Genomic DNA, 16,551 nt, shown 5'->3' on the forward strand with positions numbered 1-16,551 from the left:
CAACAGACGCGGAAACGTTGGGAAAGGGCCACAAACCCTCATCAAAAATCCCGCTAAGTATAAAGACCATGGCCTGCCAATGCTACTCAAGCACTTGGTTTTTTCAGGTTTTTTGCTGTTACACATTGGCCGCCACGGTCAATTGACCCGGCGCCGCGAAGCAGCGGTAATAGGCTTTTCAAGCAATGGTGAAGGTCATGTTGAGAGTCGCTATCATTACCCTGTTGTGCGCCCTCCCGCTTATCGGCAATGCAGACGAGAAACGACTGGAGCAGGCCAACTTCCCCGACCAGCTAACGGTCGACGGCGAGCAACTGGTGCTGCGTAACGCCAGCGTGCTGAACTACCTGTTTGTGGACGTCTACAGCGCCGCTTTGCTCGCGCCCGCCGACGAGCCATTGGCTGATATCGCCGAATCGCCTCGGCCGCTGCATCTGGAGCTTTTCTATTATCGCGAAATAGACCGCAGTGACGTAATCAAGGCGGCATGGGTAGCACTGGAACGCCAATATGATCAGGCCCGACTGGACAGCTTGCGGCCGGGCATCGACAAGCTGCATGCGACCTTTACCGATATTCAGCCGCAGGACCGCTACAGCCTGACACTCGACCGCAATCAGGCGCTGAGTCTGAAATATAACGGTAAAGAGATATTTCAGTCGGACGATGCGCAGCTGGCGCGTGCTTACGTCGGTATATGGCTGAAGGATAACGGCCTGTCAGACAAATTGCGCAAGCGTCTACTTGCCGAGCGCTAAGCCACTCGCCTGCCCTGCACTCAAATGTCAGACACAAAAAAAGGCGCCGAAGCGCCTTTTTTATTGCCTGGTCAAAACTCCGGAAAAGCCGGAGGATTGACGTGGGCCATATCTTCGAGGATACGCACCACCTGGCAGCTGTAACCGAACTCGTTGTCGTACCACACGTACAGGATCAGCCGAGTGTCGTTGCAGATAGTTGCCTCAGCATCGACCACACCGGCGTGGCGCGAGCCAACGAAGTCAGTGGAAACCACTTCCAGCGAGTTGGTAAAGTCGATCTGCTTGTGCAGATCAGAGTGCAGCGCCATATAGCGCAGGTACTCGTTAACCTCATCACGGTTGGTGGCGGCATTCAAATTCAGGTTCAGAATCGCCATGGATACGTTTGGCGTAGGTACGCGAATCGCGTTACCGCTGAGCTTGCCTTCCAGCTCCGGCAAAGCCTTGGCCACAGCCTTGGCCGCACCTGTTTCGGTGATAACCATGTTCAGGGCGGCGCTACGGCCACGACGATTGCCCTTGTGGAAGTTATCGATCAGGTTCTGGTCGTTGGTGTAGGAGTGAACAGTCTCAACGTGACCGTTGGCGATCCCGTATTTGTCATTGATCGCCTTGAGCACCGGCACGATCGCATTGGTAGTACAGGAGGCAGCCGAAACGATCTTGTCTTCGGGCGTGATCGCCGCGTGATTGATGCCGTGCACGATATTCTTGATATCACCCTTGCCTGGCGCGGTCAGCACCACTTGGGAAGCGCCGGGGCACTTCAGATGCTGGGACAGGCCTTCGGCATCGCGCCATACACCGGTGTTGTCGACGATCAATGCGTCCTTGATGCCGTATTGGGTGTAATCGACGCTGGTCGGGTCGCTGGCGTAGATCACCTGGATGACGGTGCCATTGGCGGTCAGGGTATTGTTCTCTTCGTCGATCTTGATGGTGCCCTGGAAGGAGCCATGCACCGAATCACGACGCAGCAGGCTGGCACGCTTGGACAGATCGTTGCTGGCACCCTTGCGCACGACTATGGCGCGCAGACGCAGGCCATCACCGGCGCCGGCCTTCTCGACCATGATGCGGGCCAGCAAACGGCCAATCCGACCAAAACCGTAGAGCACGACATCGCGGCCCTGGCGGCGCTCGCCCTTGTGACCAATCACGCTGGCCAGTTCTTCGCGCAGGAACGCATCCAGATCATCGCCGTCAGACTTGCGGAACTTGTCGACCAGACGGGCCAGATCAATAGAGGCCGGCCCCAGGTTCAGTTCAAGCAAGGCGTTGATCAGCGGGAAAGTGTCATGTACAGACAATTCGGTGTCATCAATCTGCCGCGCAAAACGGTGCGACTTCAAAATACTGATGACCGAACGATTGACCAGACCCCGACCGTAAATGGAGGTCACGACATTATGCTCACGGTACAGACGCCCGATCAGCGGAATCATCGCCTCGGCGGTTGATTCACGATCCGTCCAGTTTTCCAGACATTGCTCATATTGGTCTTGGGTCACGGCTGTTCCTTCCAGGTCTTGGGATCAAAAGGGCCAATATTATGCGGCCGTTGGGCCGCAGAGGCAATCACTGCGCGAAAACCACATGACTGCGGCACAGTCCGGCAGACAGGGGTACACTATCGGCTTTTTGCAGAAGGACCCCCGTTCCATGCCCGCAAATACGCGCCTTCTTTCCGTGCCCCCGGTCGCCCGCGACCAGGCTAGAAGCACCTGGGGCAATCTGGCCGGTGCCGCGCGGGCCCTGGCGATTGCCGAGGCCGCCGCCGAGCATGCTGGCCTGAGCCTGGTGATTACCCGCGACACCGCCTCTGCAGATCAACTTGAGCAGGAGCTGCGGTTTTTCGCCCCGGCTCTGCCGGTACTGAGCTTCCCCGACTGGGAAACCCTGCCCTACGATCGCTTTTCACCGCACCAGGACATCATCTCTCAGCGCCTGAAAAGCCTGCATCTGCTGCCACAGGTAACCCAGGGCATTCTCGTAGTGCCGATGACCACCCTGCTGCATCGGATTGCGCCACGCAGCTTTCTGGGCGGTTCGGTACTGATGCTGGAACTTGGCCAGAAGCTCGACATCGAGCGCATGCGCCTGAATCTGGATGCGGCCGGTTATCGCTGCGTGGATACCGTTTACGAGCACGGCGACTATGCGGTACGCGGCGCGCTGCTGGACCTGTTTCCGATGGGCAGCCCGGAACCGATCCGTATCGACCTGTTTGATGACGAAATCGAAACCCTGCGTACCTTTGATCCGGACACTCAGCGCTCGGTCGACAAGGTCGACAGCATCCAACTGCTGCCGGCCAAGGAATTCCCGCTGGATAAATCGGCGCTGACCGGTTTCCGCGCGCGCTTTCGTGAACACTTCGACGTCGATTACCGCCGTTGCCCGGTCTATCAGGACCTGAGCGAAGGCATGGTGCCGCCCGGCATCGAATATTACCTGCCGCTGTTTTTTGACGAGCTGAGCAGCCTGTTTGATTACCTGCCGGACAACACCCTGCTGTTCAGCCTGCCGGATATCGAGGGCAGCGCCGAGCACTTCTGGCAGGATGTACGCCACCGTTATGAAGAGCAGCGCGTCGACAAGACGCGGCCACTGCTCGCCCCCGCCAGCCTGTTTCTCAGCGTCGAAGACTGCTTTGCGCAGATCAAGCGCTTCCCGCGCATTATCTGCCATCAAGAGGCGCTGCCGGCCAAGGCGGGCACGACCAATTTCAATGGTCAGGCGAGCCCGGAACTGGCCATCGACAACCGGCTTGATCAACCGCTGACCGCGCTCCAGACCTTTATCAAAGGTTTTGAAGGCAAAGTGCTCTTCGTGGTCGAAAGTGCCGGCCGCCGCGAAGCGCTGCTGGAGCTGTTGGCGCGTATCGAGATTAAGCCCGACACCTTCGAAAGCTGGCCCGAGTTTGTTGCCGGCAAGGCCGCCATCGGGGTCATCATTGCCGGAATCGACCAGAGCATGCTCTGTGGTCATCCGCCGGTGGCACTGATCACCGAAAACCAGTTGTTCGGTCAGCGGGTGATGCAACGTCGGCGGCGCGGAAAAGCGACTGATCTGGGCGATGCGGTCATCCGCAACCTCACCGAACTGCGCGAGGGCGCACCGGTCGTACATATCGACCACGGCGTCGGCCGCTTCCTTGGCCTGGTCAATCTGACCGTCGAAGACCAGCAGGCCGAGTTTCTCACCCTGGCCTACGCAGACGACGCCAAGCTCTATGTGCCGGTATCCAACCTGCATCTGATCGCCCGCTACACCGGCGGCGAAGACGACAGCGCACCGCTGCATCGTCTCGGCTCCGAGCAATGGCAGAAAGCCAAGCGCAAGGCCGCGGAAAAAGTCCGGGACGTCGCCGCCGAGCTGCTGGATGTCTATGCCCGCCGCGGCGCCCGCAAAGGTTTCAGCTTCAGCGCCCCCGAACGCGACTACCAACTGTTTTCCGAGGCCTTCCCGTTCGAGGAAACCGCCGATCAGGAAGCGGCGATCCAGGCCGTGGTCGAAGATATGGTCAAACCCCAGCCGATGGATCGCCTGGTGTGCGGTGACGTGGGCTTCGGCAAGACGGAAGTGGCCATGCGCGCGGCCTTCCTCGCCGTGCACGGCGGCAAGCAGGTCGCGGTACTGGTGCCCACCACCCTGCTCGCCCAGCAGCACTATAACAGCTTCCGTGACCGCTTTGCCGATTGGCCGGTCAAGGTTGAGGTGATGTCGCGCTTCAAATCGACCAAGGAGATCAAGGCCGCGGCGGAAGATCTGGCCGAGGGCAAGGTCGACATTATGATCGGCACACACAAGCTGCTGCAGGGTGATATTCAGTTCAAGGACCTGGGGCTGATGATCATCGACGAGGAGCACCGTTTCGGCGTACGCCAGAAGGAGCAGCTTAAAGCGCTGCGTAGCGAGGTCGATGTACTGACCCTGACCGCAACGCCCATCCCGCGCACGCTGAACATGGCCATGTCCGGCATGCGCGAACTGTCGATCATCGCCACGCCACCCGCACGCCGCCTATCGGTACGGACCTTTGTCATGCAGCAGCAGGCGCCGGTGATCAAGGAAGCGATCCTGCGTGAGTTGCTGCGCGGTGGGCAGGTCTACTACCTGCACAACGAAGTCTCAAGCATCGAGAAATGTGCTGCTGATCTGGCCGAACTGGTACCTGAGGCGCGCATCGGCATTAGCCACGGGCAGATGCCGGAACGCGCGCTTGAACAGGTCATGGGCGATTTCTATCACCGCCGTTTCAATGTGCTGGTGACCACCACCATTATCGAAACCGGTATCGACGTCCCCAACGCCAACACCATTATTCTGGAGCGCGCCGACAAGTTCGGTCTGGCCCAACTGCACCAGTTGCGCGGTCGCGTCGGCCGTAGTCACCACCAGGCCTATGCCTACCTGCTGACGCCGCACGGCAAGAAGCTCACCAGCGATGCGGAAAAACGCCTGGAAGCCATCGCCGCGGCTCAGGACCTGGGCGCCGGCTTTACCCTGGCCACCCACGACCTGGAAATTCGCGGTGCCGGCGAACTGCTCGGCGAAGGCCAGAGCGGCCAGATCCAGGCGATTGGCTTCACGCTGTATATGGATATGCTTGAGCGCGCAATCAAGGCGATCAAACAAGGCAAGCAACCCGAACTGGATACACCGCTGGGCGGCGGACCGGACATCAACCTGCGCCTGCCAGCATTGATTCCGGACGATTATCTGCCGGATGTTCACAGCAGGCTGATTCTCTACAAACGCATCGCCAATGCCGCCGATGACGAAGCCTTGAAGGACCTGCAAGTTGAAATGATCGACCGCTTCGGCCTGCTGCCCGATGCGGCCAAGACCCTGTTCCGGGTAACGGCTTTGAAACTGCGCTGCGAGCCGCTGGGCATCAGCAAGGTGGATGTGGGGCCGGAGCACGGCAGGGTGGAATTTGCCGCACACACCAGTGTGGATCCGATGACACTGGTCAGACTGATTCAGGATCAACCCAACCGTTACAAGCTTGAAGGCGCCACACTATTCCGATTCAATGCACCCATGGGTGCCGCTGAACTGCGTCTGAATACCGTTGAAGCACTGATAGAACGGCTGGAAACACCCCAATTACCTACCCAAGGCAAAGGAAAACGCCCATGACATCTCTTCGCTCACTGCAACTGCTGGCAATCCTCGCTCTCAGCGGCTGGATGGGTCTGGCTCAAGCCCAGAGCCAGAATACCTACCAGGTGGAAGTAGTGATCTTCTCCCAGCCTTCTGCCCAGCTGACGCCCGGCACCGCCCCCAGTTACGGGTGGGCTGATCAGGCCACCGACCTGACCGTCACCACTCGCAGCGACGTGCGTAGTCTGGACAGCAGCCGCCTTGCGCTCAGCAGTGATGCGGGCAAGTTGAGCGCACAGGGGTACAAGGTTGTACTGCACAAGGCCTGGACTCAACCAGACGACAGTAGCCTGGCAGTCGCCGTACATGAGGGTCAGGAAATGGGCGGGATCTATCCGGTCCAGGCGCTGGTCAGCCTTGGCCAGGAGCGGCTGCTGGAAGTCGACATCACCGCCTGGATCAATAACCAGACCCAGAACGGCGAGATAGTCAGCGAGCGCATCAAGCAGATCCGCCGTCTGCGTCTGGATGAAACCCATTATCTGGATCACCAGAGCATGGGCATGCTGGTCCGTATCAGCCGCAGCTAAGCGGCGTGCCTTCAGGCGCCGGCGGCCACCAGTTGACTGATGACCGTTCGCGCCTGCGCCATACCCTGCTGCATCACCTGCTCGATCGCCTCCATGGTGATCAACCCCTGGCCCTTCCCTGCCGCTGGGTTAACCACCAGAGACAAACTCGCGTACGCCAGATCCAGTTCACGAGCCAGTGCCGCTTCAGGCATGCCGGTCATGCCGACGATATCGCAACCATCACGCTCCAGCAGGCTGATTTCAGCCGCCGTTTCCAGGCGTGGCCCCTGGGTCGCGCCATAGACGCCATAAGCGCTGTGCGCCATGCCCAGCCGCGCCAGAACCCCGATAACACGCTGACGCAAGCCCTCGTCATAGGGGTGGGTGAAATCGATGTGCGTGACCTGCTGCAAATCATCCTCGAAGAAAGTGCTGGAACGGCCCCAGGTGTAATCCACCAACTGATGCGGCACGCAAAAGTGACCGACACCCATGGCAGGGTGGATGCCGCCCACAGCGTTGACCGCCAGCACCGCATCCGCGCCCGCCTGTTTCAGCGCCCAGAGATTAGCTCGATAATTGACCCGGTGCGGTGGAATGCGATGCGGATCGCCATGACGTGCGAGAAACAGCAATTCACGGCCTGACATCAAGCCCTTTACCACCGGTGTAGACGCGGGCCCGTAGGGCGTATCCGCACTCGACTCGCCGGTGATCTGGAAACCGGGCAACCGGGTCAAACCGCTACCGCCAATGATCGCCAGAGCGTTCATAGGTTACTCCCCTGCTGACGCTTGAATTCCGCCTCGGATCCCGGCGTCGCTTGCTCTTGTGAGCCATCTGCCAATGTTTTTGCCGACTGCCCGGCGGATGCTTGCGCAGGCGCGCGTAATGAAAGCCCATCCGGAACATGCAATGTCGACGTAGGAAAGGCCACCTGCGCCCCATGCTCATCAACTATAGCCAGAATTTTCAATAGCACATCTTCCTTGACCCGATGGAATTCGGCCCATACCGGGCTGGTAAAGCAATAGACGAAAAAGTCTACCGACGACGCTGCACAGCGATCGAAATACACCATCTGCGTCTGATCCTGAGCAATGTCCGGATGCTCCTTGAGCATCTCGCGCACCGCCTTGACCACCGGCTCCATCTGCGCGATGTCGTCGTAGCGCATACCGATATGCTCGAAAATGCGTCGATGACTCATGCGTGATGGATTTTCCAGCACAACGCTGGTGAAAATTGCGTTTGGCACATAGATCGGGCGTTTGTCGAAGGTGCGAATCCGCGTCAGCCGCCAGCCGATGTGCTCGACCGTGCCTTCAATCTCCTTATCCGGCGACCGTACCCACTCGCCTACAGAGAATGGACGGTCCAGATAGACCATCAGCCCACCGAAAAAGTTGGCAAGCAAATCCTTGGCGGCAAAGCCCACCGCGATGCCGCCAATACCGCCAAAGGCCAGTACGCCGGATACGCTATAGCCGAGGGTCTGCAGAATAACCAGGCCGGCGGTAATGAAAATGGAAATGCGTAGCAACTTGCCGATGGCACTGACGGTGGTTTGATCCATCGGCTTTTCGCGGTAACGCGGGTCAACCAGGCGGTCTTCAACACGCTGGGCCAGACGCACCAGAAACCAACCCAGGAGCACGATCAACAGCACATCCTGAAGCCGGTTCAGCGCACTGGCGAAATCTTCATCCATCTCAGCGGCGGTGATTTGCGCAGCCCAGAGCAGGCCCATACTCCAGATCAGCACCCACAGCGGGCGCCGAGCCGAGATCACCAGCGCATCATCCCAGACGCTGCGCGTTTTCTCCGCTCGAGCTTCGAGGCGATCGAGCAGCAGCTTGCCGATATAAGCCACAATCAGCGACGCAAAAATGATCGCGAAGACCTGGTATATCCACATTTCGCTGCTCATTGGTAAATATTCCAACGGCAAGCGTTCAACAAGGTCGTTTATCAAGTCACTCAAACCAGCTCTAACTCCCTCATCACGTTCAGGTGGGCTGCCCAGTCAGGGTTGGCCTTGTAATCAACGCCGGGCTTTTGCCGGGCGAGAATACCAGTGACGTGCGGTGGCCGTTTCATCCCCAGCTTCTGGGTGTGTACCAAGGCTTCTTCGGCGGCAGCGCGATCATTGCACACCAGCAACATATCGCAGCCCGATGCCAGTGCCGCGTCTACTCGCTGCGGCATTCCGCCCACAGCATGCGCGCCGGCCATGGTCAGGTCATCGCTGAAAATAACGCCGTTGAAACCCAACTCCTTGCGCAGAATATCCTGCAGCCAGCGCCGGGAAAAACCGGCTGGCAACGGGTCGATCGCCGGATACACCACATGTGCCGGCATGATGCCGTCCAGCTCAGCCGCCAGCCCCGCAAACGGCAGCAGATCGGTACGGCGAATGGCCTCTTCACTGCGCTCATCCACCGGCAAGGCAAAGTGCGAATCGGCTTCTGCCCAGCCATGACCGGGAAAGTGCTTTCCCGTGGCGGCCATGCCGGCAGCATGCAGGCCGGCAATATAGGCGCGCCCCAGGCGAATGACCTGTTGCGGATCGCCGCCCAGCGAGCGGTCGCCGATAACCTGACTGCGGCCATAGTCCAGATCGAGCACCGGCGCGAAACTGATGTCCAGCCCACAGGAGAGCATCTCCCAGGCCATCAGCCAGGCGGCGCTGTAGGCCGCCCGTTCGGCATGCTCAGCATCGAGCGCGGCGATACGGCCCAGCGCCGGCAGCTTGAGCACATCGCGACGCAAGCGCTGAACACGCCCGCCCTCCTGGTCGATCGCCATCAGCATGTCGGGTCGCACGGCCCTGACAGACTTGATCAACTCGCGTACCTGACCGGGCGATTCGGTATTGCGGGCAAATAGAATCATGCCACCCACTTCCGGCTGTCGCAGCAACTGACGATCAGTGGAATCCAGCGTGGTACCGGCGAAATCAAGCATCAGGGTGCCAATGTTCAACAGGGGTTTCTCCAGCAGTTCAAAGGGGGCTCAGGCAGGGCTAATCACACTACCCAGTAATCGTTACCTGACATCCCGCGGGAGTCAGATCGAAAAGTTCCAACACATCGGCGTTGCGCATGCGCACACACCCATGTGACAGCGGCACGCCCATAGGTTGGTCGTCAGGCGTACCGTGGATATAGATATAACGTCGTTGCGAGTCGCAATTGCCGCCGCGATTGAAGCCAGGCTGCTCGCCGCACAACCAGAGGATACGACTCAGTATCCAGTCCCGCTGCGGATGCTGCTCGGCCAATGCCGGGGTCCAGACCTCACCGGTAGGGCGGCGGCCAATAAACACAGAACCCTCAGGCTGCCCTGCCCCGATGCGCGCGCGCACTCTATGGCGGCCACGCGGAGTGCAGCCAGAGCCATTCAACTCGCCGGCGCCGTTAAGCGCTGTGGACACAGGAAATTCACACAGAACGCAATCGCCCGCGTAACCGGTGAGCCGCTGCGCGGCAATTGAGATGTCGATGAGGTCCAGCATCATAAGCAACTCCGCTCAAAGAGTGCACACGATAACGGATCAGCGATTTGGAAGGAACATGCAATCAGCAGCGCGTCGGCACGCTAGGGTGGGGAATAACTCAGGCGCCCTCCAGTTCGGTGCCACGCGGGGCTGCACTGGCAAGACCCGCCATACCGCTATCAGCGCGCATGCCCGCGGCCAGGAAAGGCACCATCAACTTGAGAACATCATCAATGCCGGTATGCACATCGAATTCGGCTTCGGCAATGGCCCGCAGGGCTTTCATGCTCGACATGGTAAAGGCCGCGCTACCCAGCATGAAATGCACACGCCAGAACAGCTCACGGGGCGGCAACTGCGGAGCAGCGGCCAATACCAGTTGCATGTAACGCTGAAATACCTTGCCGTAGACCTCACTCAGGTATTTACGCAGATGCCCCTGGCTCTGGCTGAACGCCAGGCCCAGTAAGCGCATGAAAATCGACAGATCGTTGCCGCTACGTGGTTTGACAGTCAACGCCTGACGCACCAGCATTTCCAGCAGTTGCTCAAGACTGAGCTCAGCCAGGTCGCCTTCCCTCTGATGCCGGTCCAGTTGCTGCTCCAGACTGCCAACAAAGGGATTGAGGAAACGCACAAATACCGCCTGAATCAACGCTTTCTTCGAGCCGAAGTGGTAATTCACCGCCGCCAGGTTAACGCCGGCCTTGCTGGTAATTAGCCTAAGTGAAGTTTCCGCAAAACCCTTCTCGGCGAACAACTGCTCGGCGGCGTCTAGAATACGTTCTACAGTTTCAGATTGGGCCATGTGCTGACATCCACGAATAAACAATTGTTTGAAACATACGTTTCAAACGCATTGGGTGTCAAGCATCACGGTCATTCGGGGCAAACGGCGTGAACTGCCAGTGGTCGTGCCCACTCACCCTTGTTTGTATAACCTTCCCATTTCGTTAAAACAACAGCAAATTGTGCGCAAGGTCTTGCTCAACCAAAACAACTGTATATAATCACAGCTACTGTATAAAAACACAGGTAGGAACGGATGCAAAAACTGACCGCACGTCAACAGCAGATACTGGCCTTCATCAAAGAGTATATGGATGCCAACGGCTATCCACCTACCCGTGTCGATATCGCCAAGGTGTTGGGCTTCAAATCGCCCAATGCGGCAGAGGATCACTTGCGCGCCTTGGCCCGCAAGGGTGCGATTGAAATGATCCCCGGCGCATCACGCGGCATCCGCCTGCCCGATCAGGATGACGAAGCCCCTGAGGACCGTCTTCCGGTTATAGGTCGTGTGGCAGCGGGTGCCCCTGTCCTGGCGCTGGAAAATATCGAAGATCACTGCCAGATCGATCCCGGCTTCTTTCAGCCCCGCGCAGACTACTTGCTCCGCGTACAGGGCATGAGTATGCGCGACATCGGCATTCTGGATGGCGATCTGCTCGCGGTACACCGCACGGCCGTCGCGCGCAATGGCCAGATCGTTGTCGCCCGTATTGGTGATGAGGTCACGGTAAAACGCTTTCACAAGCAGGGCCGCAAGGTCTCGCTGTTTGCCGAAAATCCGGATTTCGCCCCGATTGAAGTCGACCTGGGCGAACAGGAACTTACTATCGAAGGCTTGAGTGTCGGCGTCATACGCCGCTAAAGGGGTTCATCATGCAATATTCCCGTCATCCTCATCATCCCGGCCCGCTGGTTCAGGCAGAACTGTTTCACAACGCCCTGATGGCATCGCGTTACGCCGGGCCAGCCAAGGTGGTTTCTGCGAAAAAGCCTGCCGAAGCGGCGACGGTAGAAAGTGCCGCAGTGGAGACTGCCGCAGTGGAAACTGGCTTCAGCGAAATAGCCCTCAATGGCGCCCCGGGGCAATGCCTGCAATGGCTGGCACCTGTACTGCGTGATCTGAGTCAGGCACAAGCTCCTGGCTGGCTGACACTGCTTGATCCGCCAGAAGCAGTCAGCCATCACTGGCTGCGCAATGCCGGTCTGGATCCTGAGCGCATTTTGATTGTGCGGGCGAAGCGCGGGATGGACAGCCTGGAGTTGTGCTGCGAACTACTGCGTCTGGGCTGTAGCCATACGGTAGTCAGCTGGATGTCGGATGAGGGTCAGCAGGTTGTGACCAATAACAGACTCACCCGTGCCGCGCGCGATGGCCAGTGCCGTAGCCTGAACATTCGCCTGGGCATGTGTTTGGCGGCTTGAGCAGTAGTAAAGAATAGATAGAGACATGGGCAGCGGCCGTGCTGGCCGCGCAGGACCCAGGCATTGCCAGACATGACCAGCTAGACTTAGGCCACACCCAGCTAAGCTGCTTGGCTAGCTATTTAGCCAGCTGTTTTTAGCTAGCAGCTTCGGCTCAGTGCAGAATGCGATTTTCATCGTGCGGCTCGCCATCTTCCATCACCTGGCCAGCGACCTGCATGCCGGCACTGATCATGGCTTTGGCCACGTCTATATGATGACCCTGCAGATATTCGCGGGCGTCGGCAGAGAACTCGATGATCACCAGTGGTTCGGCATCTTCATCCGAGCGGCGTAAGGCTACCTTGCCGTTAGCCAATTCCACGATTTCGAGAAAAGGTGAAGGCATTTCGGGTCTCCTGTTAAATGGCCGCGCAGTTTATCACAGACGATGAACTGTCACAGTTCGAGCTACCACTCCAGCATACCCTCCCGGTAACAACTCAACCGCTCAGCCAGTGCTGCATGCGCTTCGCGCGCATCCTGCAGATCCCATTGTCGGTCACTCTTGACGGCACTGCTGGCAATCAGACTGCTGTCTTGCGGCTTGCTCTCTTCAGGCTTCGGCGGCATATGCAGCTGCTGCCAGCCCTCCAACAGTCGTCCCAGCCAGCTGTCGCCAGCCTGGGCCAACTCTGTCAATTCGGCCAGCTCAGGACCTGGAAAACGCTCAGCCACCTGCGTGGTCAGCACCTGCTCGACCGTGCGCACGTCCATTAGCGGCCAGCGGTACCGGTCGGCTACTTCATGCACTACAGCCAGAACACCGCGGTACAGGTGAAACAACGCATGTTCGCGGTGATAACGCACCAGACTGACCGCATTCACTGCATCCGAGCCAGCGGCATTGGCCCAGGCATCAATCGCCATGCGGGCAAAGAACAGTGCCTGGTTGCTACGGGTATAGACTTCATTCGCCATGACGTTTCACCTCAACCTTTGGCTTTCGCCTTGGCCTTGGGCCGGCCGTCATCCTCGGTCCAGCGCTTGCCATCATAAAAGGCGCGCCATCCGCTGGGCTTGCCCTCTACTTCACTCTGTACATACTGCTCTTTTGTCTTGCGGCTGTAACGTATTACCGTCGGCAGGCCGTCAGGATCCTTGACCGGCGCATCGAGCAGGAAATGATACTTGGGATCAATCTCCTCGCGGTGTGGCAGCAGTTCCTTGACCAGAGGCGCCCGCGTTTCGCGGTTCTTCGGAAACTGGCTGGCAGCCAGGAACATCCCCGAAGCGCCATCGCGCAACACGTAGACGTCATCGACCTTTTCGCACTTGAGCTCCGGCATCTTCACCGGATCCATCTTCGGTGGCGCCGCTTCACCGCTTTTGAGCAGTTTGCGGGTGTTCTTGCATTCGCTATTGGTGCAGCCAAAATATTTGCCGAAGCGGCCAGTCTTGAGCTGCATCTCGCTACCGCACTTGTCGCATTCTATTATCGGGCCGTCGTAACCCTTGATCTTGAACTGTCCTTCTTCGATTTCGAAGCCGTTGCAGTCCGGGTTGTTACCGCAAACGTGAAGCTTGCGCTTCTCATCCACCAGGTAACTGTCCATTGCCGTGCTGCAGATCGGGCAACGACGCTTGTTGCGCAGAACGCGAGATTCGCCTTCATCGTCATCCGCGGCCACTTCGTTGCCCGGCACCAGATTCACGGTCGACTTGCAGCGCTCTTTTGGTGGCAATGCATAGCCAGAGCAACCCAGGAACACACCGGTCGACGCGGTGCGGATCATCATCGGCCGGCCGCATTCTTTGCAGGCAATGTCAGTCAGGGTCGGTTCGTTGGCACGCATGCCCTTGCCGTCTTCGGCCGTCTCGGCAACGCTCAGCTTGAGGCTGAAATCCTTGTAGAAATCATCCAGCACCTTCTTCCAGATCACGCCGCCCTGCGCCACTTCGTCCAGAGACTCTTCCATGGTCGCAGTAAAACTGTAATCCATCAGGTTCGGAAAGCTTTCCGCCAGACGCTCGGTAACGATGTCGCCCATCTTCTCGGCATAGAAACGCCGGTTATTTTGGGAGACATAACCGCGATCCTGGATCGTGGAGATGATCGACGCGTAGGTAGATGGCCGGCCGATACCGCGCTTCTCCAGCTCCTTGACCAGGCTGGCTTCGGAATAACGCGCCGGCGGCTTGGTGAAATGCTGCTTGGGATCCAGCTTTTCAAGCGCCATCACGTCTTTGACTTTCACGTCAGGCAGCACTTCGTCTTCGCCGCCCTTGCCCTGCTGCGGCATGACCTTGGTATAACCATCAAACTTGAGGATACGGCCCTTGGCGCGCAGCTCGAAGTCGCCCGCAGTGACCGTGATCAACGTAGACAGATACTGCGCAGGCGTCATCTGACAGGCGAGGAACTGGCGCCAGATCAGCTCATAGAGCCGCTCAGCGTCTTTCTCCATGCCTTTGAGATCACCCGTCTTGAGTTTGACGTCCGACGGCCTGATCGCTTCGTGGGCCTCCTGGGCGCCATCCTTGCTGCTGTAGACGTTAGGCTTTTCGGGCAAATACTTGGCACCGAAGTTCTTTTCGATATAACCACGCGCCATGCCAATCGCATCCGCCGACAGATTGGTCGAGTCGGTACGCATGTAAGTGATGTAACCCGCTTCATACAGACGCTGGGCCATCATCATGGTCTTCTTCACGCCAAAGCCCAGGCGCGTGCTCGCAGCCTGCTGCAGCGTGGAGGTAATAAAAGGTGCGTTTGGCTTGGAGCTGGTTGGCTTGTCTTCGCGCTTGGTAACGCTGTAATCAGCGTCCTTGAGCAACGCCAGTGCTTTATCCGTCTGCGCCTTATTGACCGGGCGGAAGGTTTCGCCGTTCTGCTTGGCTACTTCAAAGCGCATGGACTGGCTCTGCGGTGTGTTCAGCAGCGCGTGAACTTCCCAGAACTCTTCAGGAATAAATGCCCGGATCTCACGCTCGCGATCAACGATCAGCTTCACTGCAACCGATTGCACGCGGCCTGCTGAGAGCCCACGAGCGATCTTCTGCCACAGCAGCGGTGAAACCATGTAACCCACAACGCGGTCGAGGAAGCGGCGGGCCTGCTGGGCGTTGACCCGATTCAGATCCAGCTCGCCGGGCTTGGCGAATGCTTCCTGAATGGCTTTCTTGGTAATTTCGTTGAAGACCACACGCTTGTAGCGGCCTTCGTCACCACCGATGGATTCCCGCAGGTGCCAGGCAATGGCTTCCCCTTCGCGGTCCAAATCCGTCGCGAGATAGATAGTGTCAGCGTCTTTAGCCAGCCGACGCAATTCGTCGATGACTTTTTCCTTGCCCGGCAGAATTTCGTAATGCGCCTTCCAGCCATTGTCCGGGTCAACACCCATGCGCTTGACCAGTTGCATACGTGCTTTGGTCTTCTTGTCTACTTCAGGAGCGGAGGCAGGCTTACGGCCACCCTTGGGCTTGCTCTCGGTCTTGCCACTGCCGCTGGTAGGCAGATCGCGGATATGGCCGATGCTCGACTTCACAATGAAATCGTTACCAAGATACTTGTTGATTGTCTTAGCCTTGGCTGGAGACTCAACAATGACCAGTGCTTTTCCCATGGGTAACTGTATTCCTAGCTCTATCAATTCTGGATTGCCCGCATGCGCAGTAACGCTGGGGGCAATAATAGGTGCAGCGGCAATAGATGCCATGTTCAAACTGCCGGAGGAGCCAGAGCCTACACGTCTTCGCTGATAAAGGTAAAGCGTGGCGTTGGCTCGCCGTCAAGCTCCACAGTCCCCACAAACATCTCCAACGGCCGCACCCAAAGGTCAAAATCGCCGTAAAGCGTGCGATAGACCACGAGAGACTCTTGCGTTTCGGAGTGTGTCGCTACTCCCACGACTTCGTAATCCTTTCCTTTATAGTGACGATAGCGGCCTGGGCGTAATGACATGCTGTGCTCCTCGTTTGTAATCCTGCTTGTTCAACAGGTTAGCGTATTTCTTTGATCATTTATTCAGGTCGAGTCTTTGGTAACTCTGACTCTTATGTGTCGGCTGCAGGGTTCCGAGCGCCGTTGCGTGACACGCTCCTGGCCGTCCCTGGGACTCGTCGGTGCACCAGCAGAAAATTGCTCCTGCATTTTCTGCACTTCCGCCATCCATGGCGGTCGCCTGTGCACCGACGGTCACACAACGGCGCTCAGAACCCTTTGCTAACGACAAAGTGCATCCTGCACACAACACCCGTCCTTGAGGTTGACCTTGACCTCCGCTCGGGAAATCCCGCAGCGCAACAGCGTCGGCGGCCATGGGCCTGTGTGAGTGCCGTCGATGGCCAGGGATGGCCATCGCCGAGTCCCATGGACGGCTTGTAGCGTGCCGAACACAGGCCCATGGCCGCC

Annotated in this window: 16 protein-coding genes; 5 read left to right on the forward strand and 11 right to left on the reverse strand. The window is 58.3% G+C overall.

Annotated features, from left to right (window positions below; all coding sequences use genetic code 11):
* Nucleotides 1-197 precede the first annotated feature (197 nt).
* Nucleotides 198-758 carry a chalcone isomerase family protein gene (locus tag DT594_RS06535; protein WP_149331880.1) on the forward strand — a complete coding sequence of 187 codons (561 nt, stop codon included), beginning with the start codon at nucleotides 198-200 and terminating at the stop codon, nucleotides 756-758.
* 71 nt (nucleotides 759-829) lie between these two features.
* Here DT594_RS06535 and DT594_RS06540 read toward each other — a convergent pair whose 3' ends face one another.
* Nucleotides 830-2,272, reverse strand: a complete 1,443-nt coding sequence (locus tag DT594_RS06540) for a glyceraldehyde-3-phosphate dehydrogenase (protein ID WP_149331881.1) — start codon at nucleotides 2,270-2,272, stop codon at nucleotides 830-832.
* Between the two features lie 151 nt (nucleotides 2,273-2,423).
* On the opposite strand from DT594_RS06540, the gene mfd reads away from it, so the two are divergent.
* Nucleotides 2,424-5,909, forward strand: coding sequence for a transcription-repair coupling factor (gene mfd, locus DT594_RS06545; RefSeq protein ID WP_149331882.1), 3,486 nt, complete (start codon nucleotides 2,424-2,426; stop codon nucleotides 5,907-5,909).
* On the forward strand, nucleotides 5,906-6,463 hold the full coding sequence (locus tag DT594_RS06550; RefSeq protein WP_149331883.1) for a CsiV family protein: 558 nt from the start codon (nucleotides 5,906-5,908) through the stop codon (nucleotides 6,461-6,463). The genes mfd and DT594_RS06550 overlap by 4 nt, the downstream gene beginning before the upstream one ends.
* Nucleotides 6,464-6,474: 11 nt before the next feature.
* On the opposite strand, the gene DT594_RS06555 is transcribed toward DT594_RS06550, so the two are convergent.
* The 5 genes from DT594_RS06555 to DT594_RS06575 all read right to left on the reverse strand — a co-directional run bounded on the left by DT594_RS06555 (nucleotide 6,475) and on the right by DT594_RS06575 (nucleotide 10,752).
* A complete protein-coding gene (locus tag DT594_RS06555; protein WP_149331884.1) occupies nucleotides 6,475-7,218 on the reverse strand; it encodes an S-methyl-5'-thioinosine phosphorylase in 744 nt (247 codons plus the stop codon).
* Nucleotides 7,215-8,375, reverse strand: a complete 1,161-nt coding sequence (locus tag DT594_RS06560; RefSeq protein WP_149331885.1) for a mechanosensitive ion channel family protein — start codon at nucleotides 8,373-8,375, stop codon at nucleotides 7,215-7,217. Before DT594_RS06560 ends, DT594_RS06555 begins: the two co-directional genes overlap by 4 nt.
* A 50-nt stretch (nucleotides 8,376-8,425) precedes the next feature.
* Nucleotides 8,426-9,412, reverse strand: coding sequence for a beta-N-acetylhexosaminidase (gene nagZ / locus DT594_RS06565; protein ID WP_149331976.1), 987 nt, complete (start codon nucleotides 9,410-9,412; stop codon nucleotides 8,426-8,428).
* A 67-nt stretch (nucleotides 9,413-9,479) separates the two neighbouring features.
* Complete coding sequence (locus DT594_RS06570) at nucleotides 9,480-9,965, reverse strand: L,D-transpeptidase (protein WP_218574485.1); 486 nt, start codon at nucleotides 9,963-9,965, stop codon at nucleotides 9,480-9,482.
* Between the two features lie 97 nt (nucleotides 9,966-10,062).
* Complete coding sequence (locus tag DT594_RS06575; protein ID WP_149331886.1) at nucleotides 10,063-10,752, reverse strand: TetR/AcrR family transcriptional regulator; 690 nt, start codon at nucleotides 10,750-10,752, stop codon at nucleotides 10,063-10,065.
* A gap of 237 nt (nucleotides 10,753-10,989) precedes the next feature.
* Between DT594_RS06575 and lexA the strand changes: the two genes are divergently transcribed.
* On the forward strand, nucleotides 10,990-11,598 hold the full coding sequence (gene lexA, locus DT594_RS06580; RefSeq protein WP_149331887.1) for a transcriptional repressor LexA: 609 nt from the start codon (nucleotides 10,990-10,992) through the stop codon (nucleotides 11,596-11,598).
* A gap of 11 nt (nucleotides 11,599-11,609) precedes the next feature.
* Nucleotides 11,610-12,158, forward strand: a complete 549-nt coding sequence (gene sulA / locus DT594_RS06585) for an SOS-induced cell division inhibitor SulA (protein WP_149331888.1) — start codon at nucleotides 11,610-11,612, stop codon at nucleotides 12,156-12,158.
* Nucleotides 12,159-12,312: 154 nt separating this feature from the next.
* On the opposite strand, the gene DT594_RS06590 is transcribed toward sulA, so the two are convergent.
* The 5 genes from DT594_RS06590 to DT594_RS19005 all read right to left on the reverse strand — a co-directional run.
* Nucleotides 12,313-12,546: a hypothetical protein gene (locus tag DT594_RS06590; protein WP_096347291.1), complete on the reverse strand. Its 234-nt coding sequence runs from the start codon at nucleotides 12,544-12,546 to the stop codon at nucleotides 12,313-12,315.
* A 62-nt stretch (nucleotides 12,547-12,608) separates the two neighbouring features.
* Complete coding sequence (locus DT594_RS06595) at nucleotides 12,609-13,118, reverse strand: DUF6586 family protein (protein ID WP_149331889.1); 510 nt, start codon at nucleotides 13,116-13,118, stop codon at nucleotides 12,609-12,611.
* A gap of 11 nt (nucleotides 13,119-13,129) precedes the next feature.
* The gene (topA, locus tag DT594_RS06600) at nucleotides 13,130-15,763 is read right to left on the reverse strand and encodes a type I DNA topoisomerase (protein WP_149331890.1); all 2,634 of its coding nucleotides are present in this window, start codon (nucleotides 15,761-15,763) and stop codon (nucleotides 13,130-13,132) included.
* Between the two features lie 119 nt (nucleotides 15,764-15,882).
* Nucleotides 15,883-16,101 carry a DUF1653 domain-containing protein gene (locus DT594_RS06605; RefSeq protein ID WP_149331891.1) on the reverse strand — a complete coding sequence of 73 codons (219 nt, stop codon included), beginning with the start codon at nucleotides 16,099-16,101 and terminating at the stop codon, nucleotides 15,883-15,885.
* A gap of 261 nt (nucleotides 16,102-16,362) precedes the next feature.
* A partial coding sequence (locus tag DT594_RS19005; protein WP_218574486.1) for a hypothetical protein occupies nucleotides 16,363-16,551 on the reverse strand: 189 nt, incomplete at its 5' end.

The organism is Halopseudomonas laoshanensis (genome assembly GCF_008365385.1).
GTDB lineage: Bacteria > Pseudomonadota > Gammaproteobacteria > Pseudomonadales > Pseudomonadaceae > Halopseudomonas > Halopseudomonas laoshanensis.

Excerpts from the sequence above, each read along its gene's own strand:
- DT594_RS06555 (WP_149331884.1), bottom strand. The coding sequence starts at position 7,218 with ATGAACGCTCTGGCGATCATTGGCGGTAGCGGTTTGACCCGGTTGCCC.
- nagZ (WP_149331976.1), bottom strand. The coding sequence starts at position 9,412 with ATGCTTGATTTCGCCGGTACCACGCTGGATTCCACTGATCGTCAGTTG.
- DT594_RS06535 (WP_149331880.1), top strand. The coding sequence starts at position 198 with ATGTTGAGAGTCGCTATCATTACCCTGTTGTGCGCCCTCCCGCTTATC.
- DT594_RS06560 (WP_149331885.1), bottom strand. The coding sequence starts at position 8,375 with ATGAGCAGCGAAATGTGGATATACCAGGTCTTCGCGATCATTTTTGCG.
- DT594_RS06605 (WP_149331891.1), bottom strand. The coding sequence starts at position 16,101 with ATGTCATTACGCCCAGGCCGCTATCGTCACTATAAAGGAAAGGATTAC.
- lexA (WP_149331887.1), top strand. The coding sequence starts at position 10,990 with ATGCAAAAACTGACCGCACGTCAACAGCAGATACTGGCCTTCATCAAA.
- sulA (WP_149331888.1), top strand. The coding sequence starts at position 11,610 with ATGCAATATTCCCGTCATCCTCATCATCCCGGCCCGCTGGTTCAGGCA.
- mfd (WP_149331882.1), top strand. The coding sequence starts at position 2,424 with ATGCCCGCAAATACGCGCCTTCTTTCCGTGCCCCCGGTCGCCCGCGAC.
- DT594_RS06550 (WP_149331883.1), top strand. The coding sequence starts at position 5,906 with ATGACATCTCTTCGCTCACTGCAACTGCTGGCAATCCTCGCTCTCAGC.
- DT594_RS06595 (WP_149331889.1), bottom strand. The coding sequence starts at position 13,118 with ATGGCGAATGAAGTCTATACCCGTAGCAACCAGGCACTGTTCTTTGCC.
- DT594_RS06590 (WP_096347291.1), bottom strand. The coding sequence starts at position 12,546 with ATGCCTTCACCTTTTCTCGAAATCGTGGAATTGGCTAACGGCAAGGTA.
- DT594_RS06575 (WP_149331886.1), bottom strand. The coding sequence starts at position 10,752 with ATGGCCCAATCTGAAACTGTAGAACGTATTCTAGACGCCGCCGAGCAG.
- DT594_RS06570 (WP_218574485.1), bottom strand. The coding sequence starts at position 9,965 with ATGATGCTGGACCTCATCGACATCTCAATTGCCGCGCAGCGGCTCACC.
- topA (WP_149331890.1), bottom strand. The coding sequence starts at position 15,763 with ATGGGAAAAGCACTGGTCATTGTTGAGTCTCCAGCCAAGGCTAAGACA.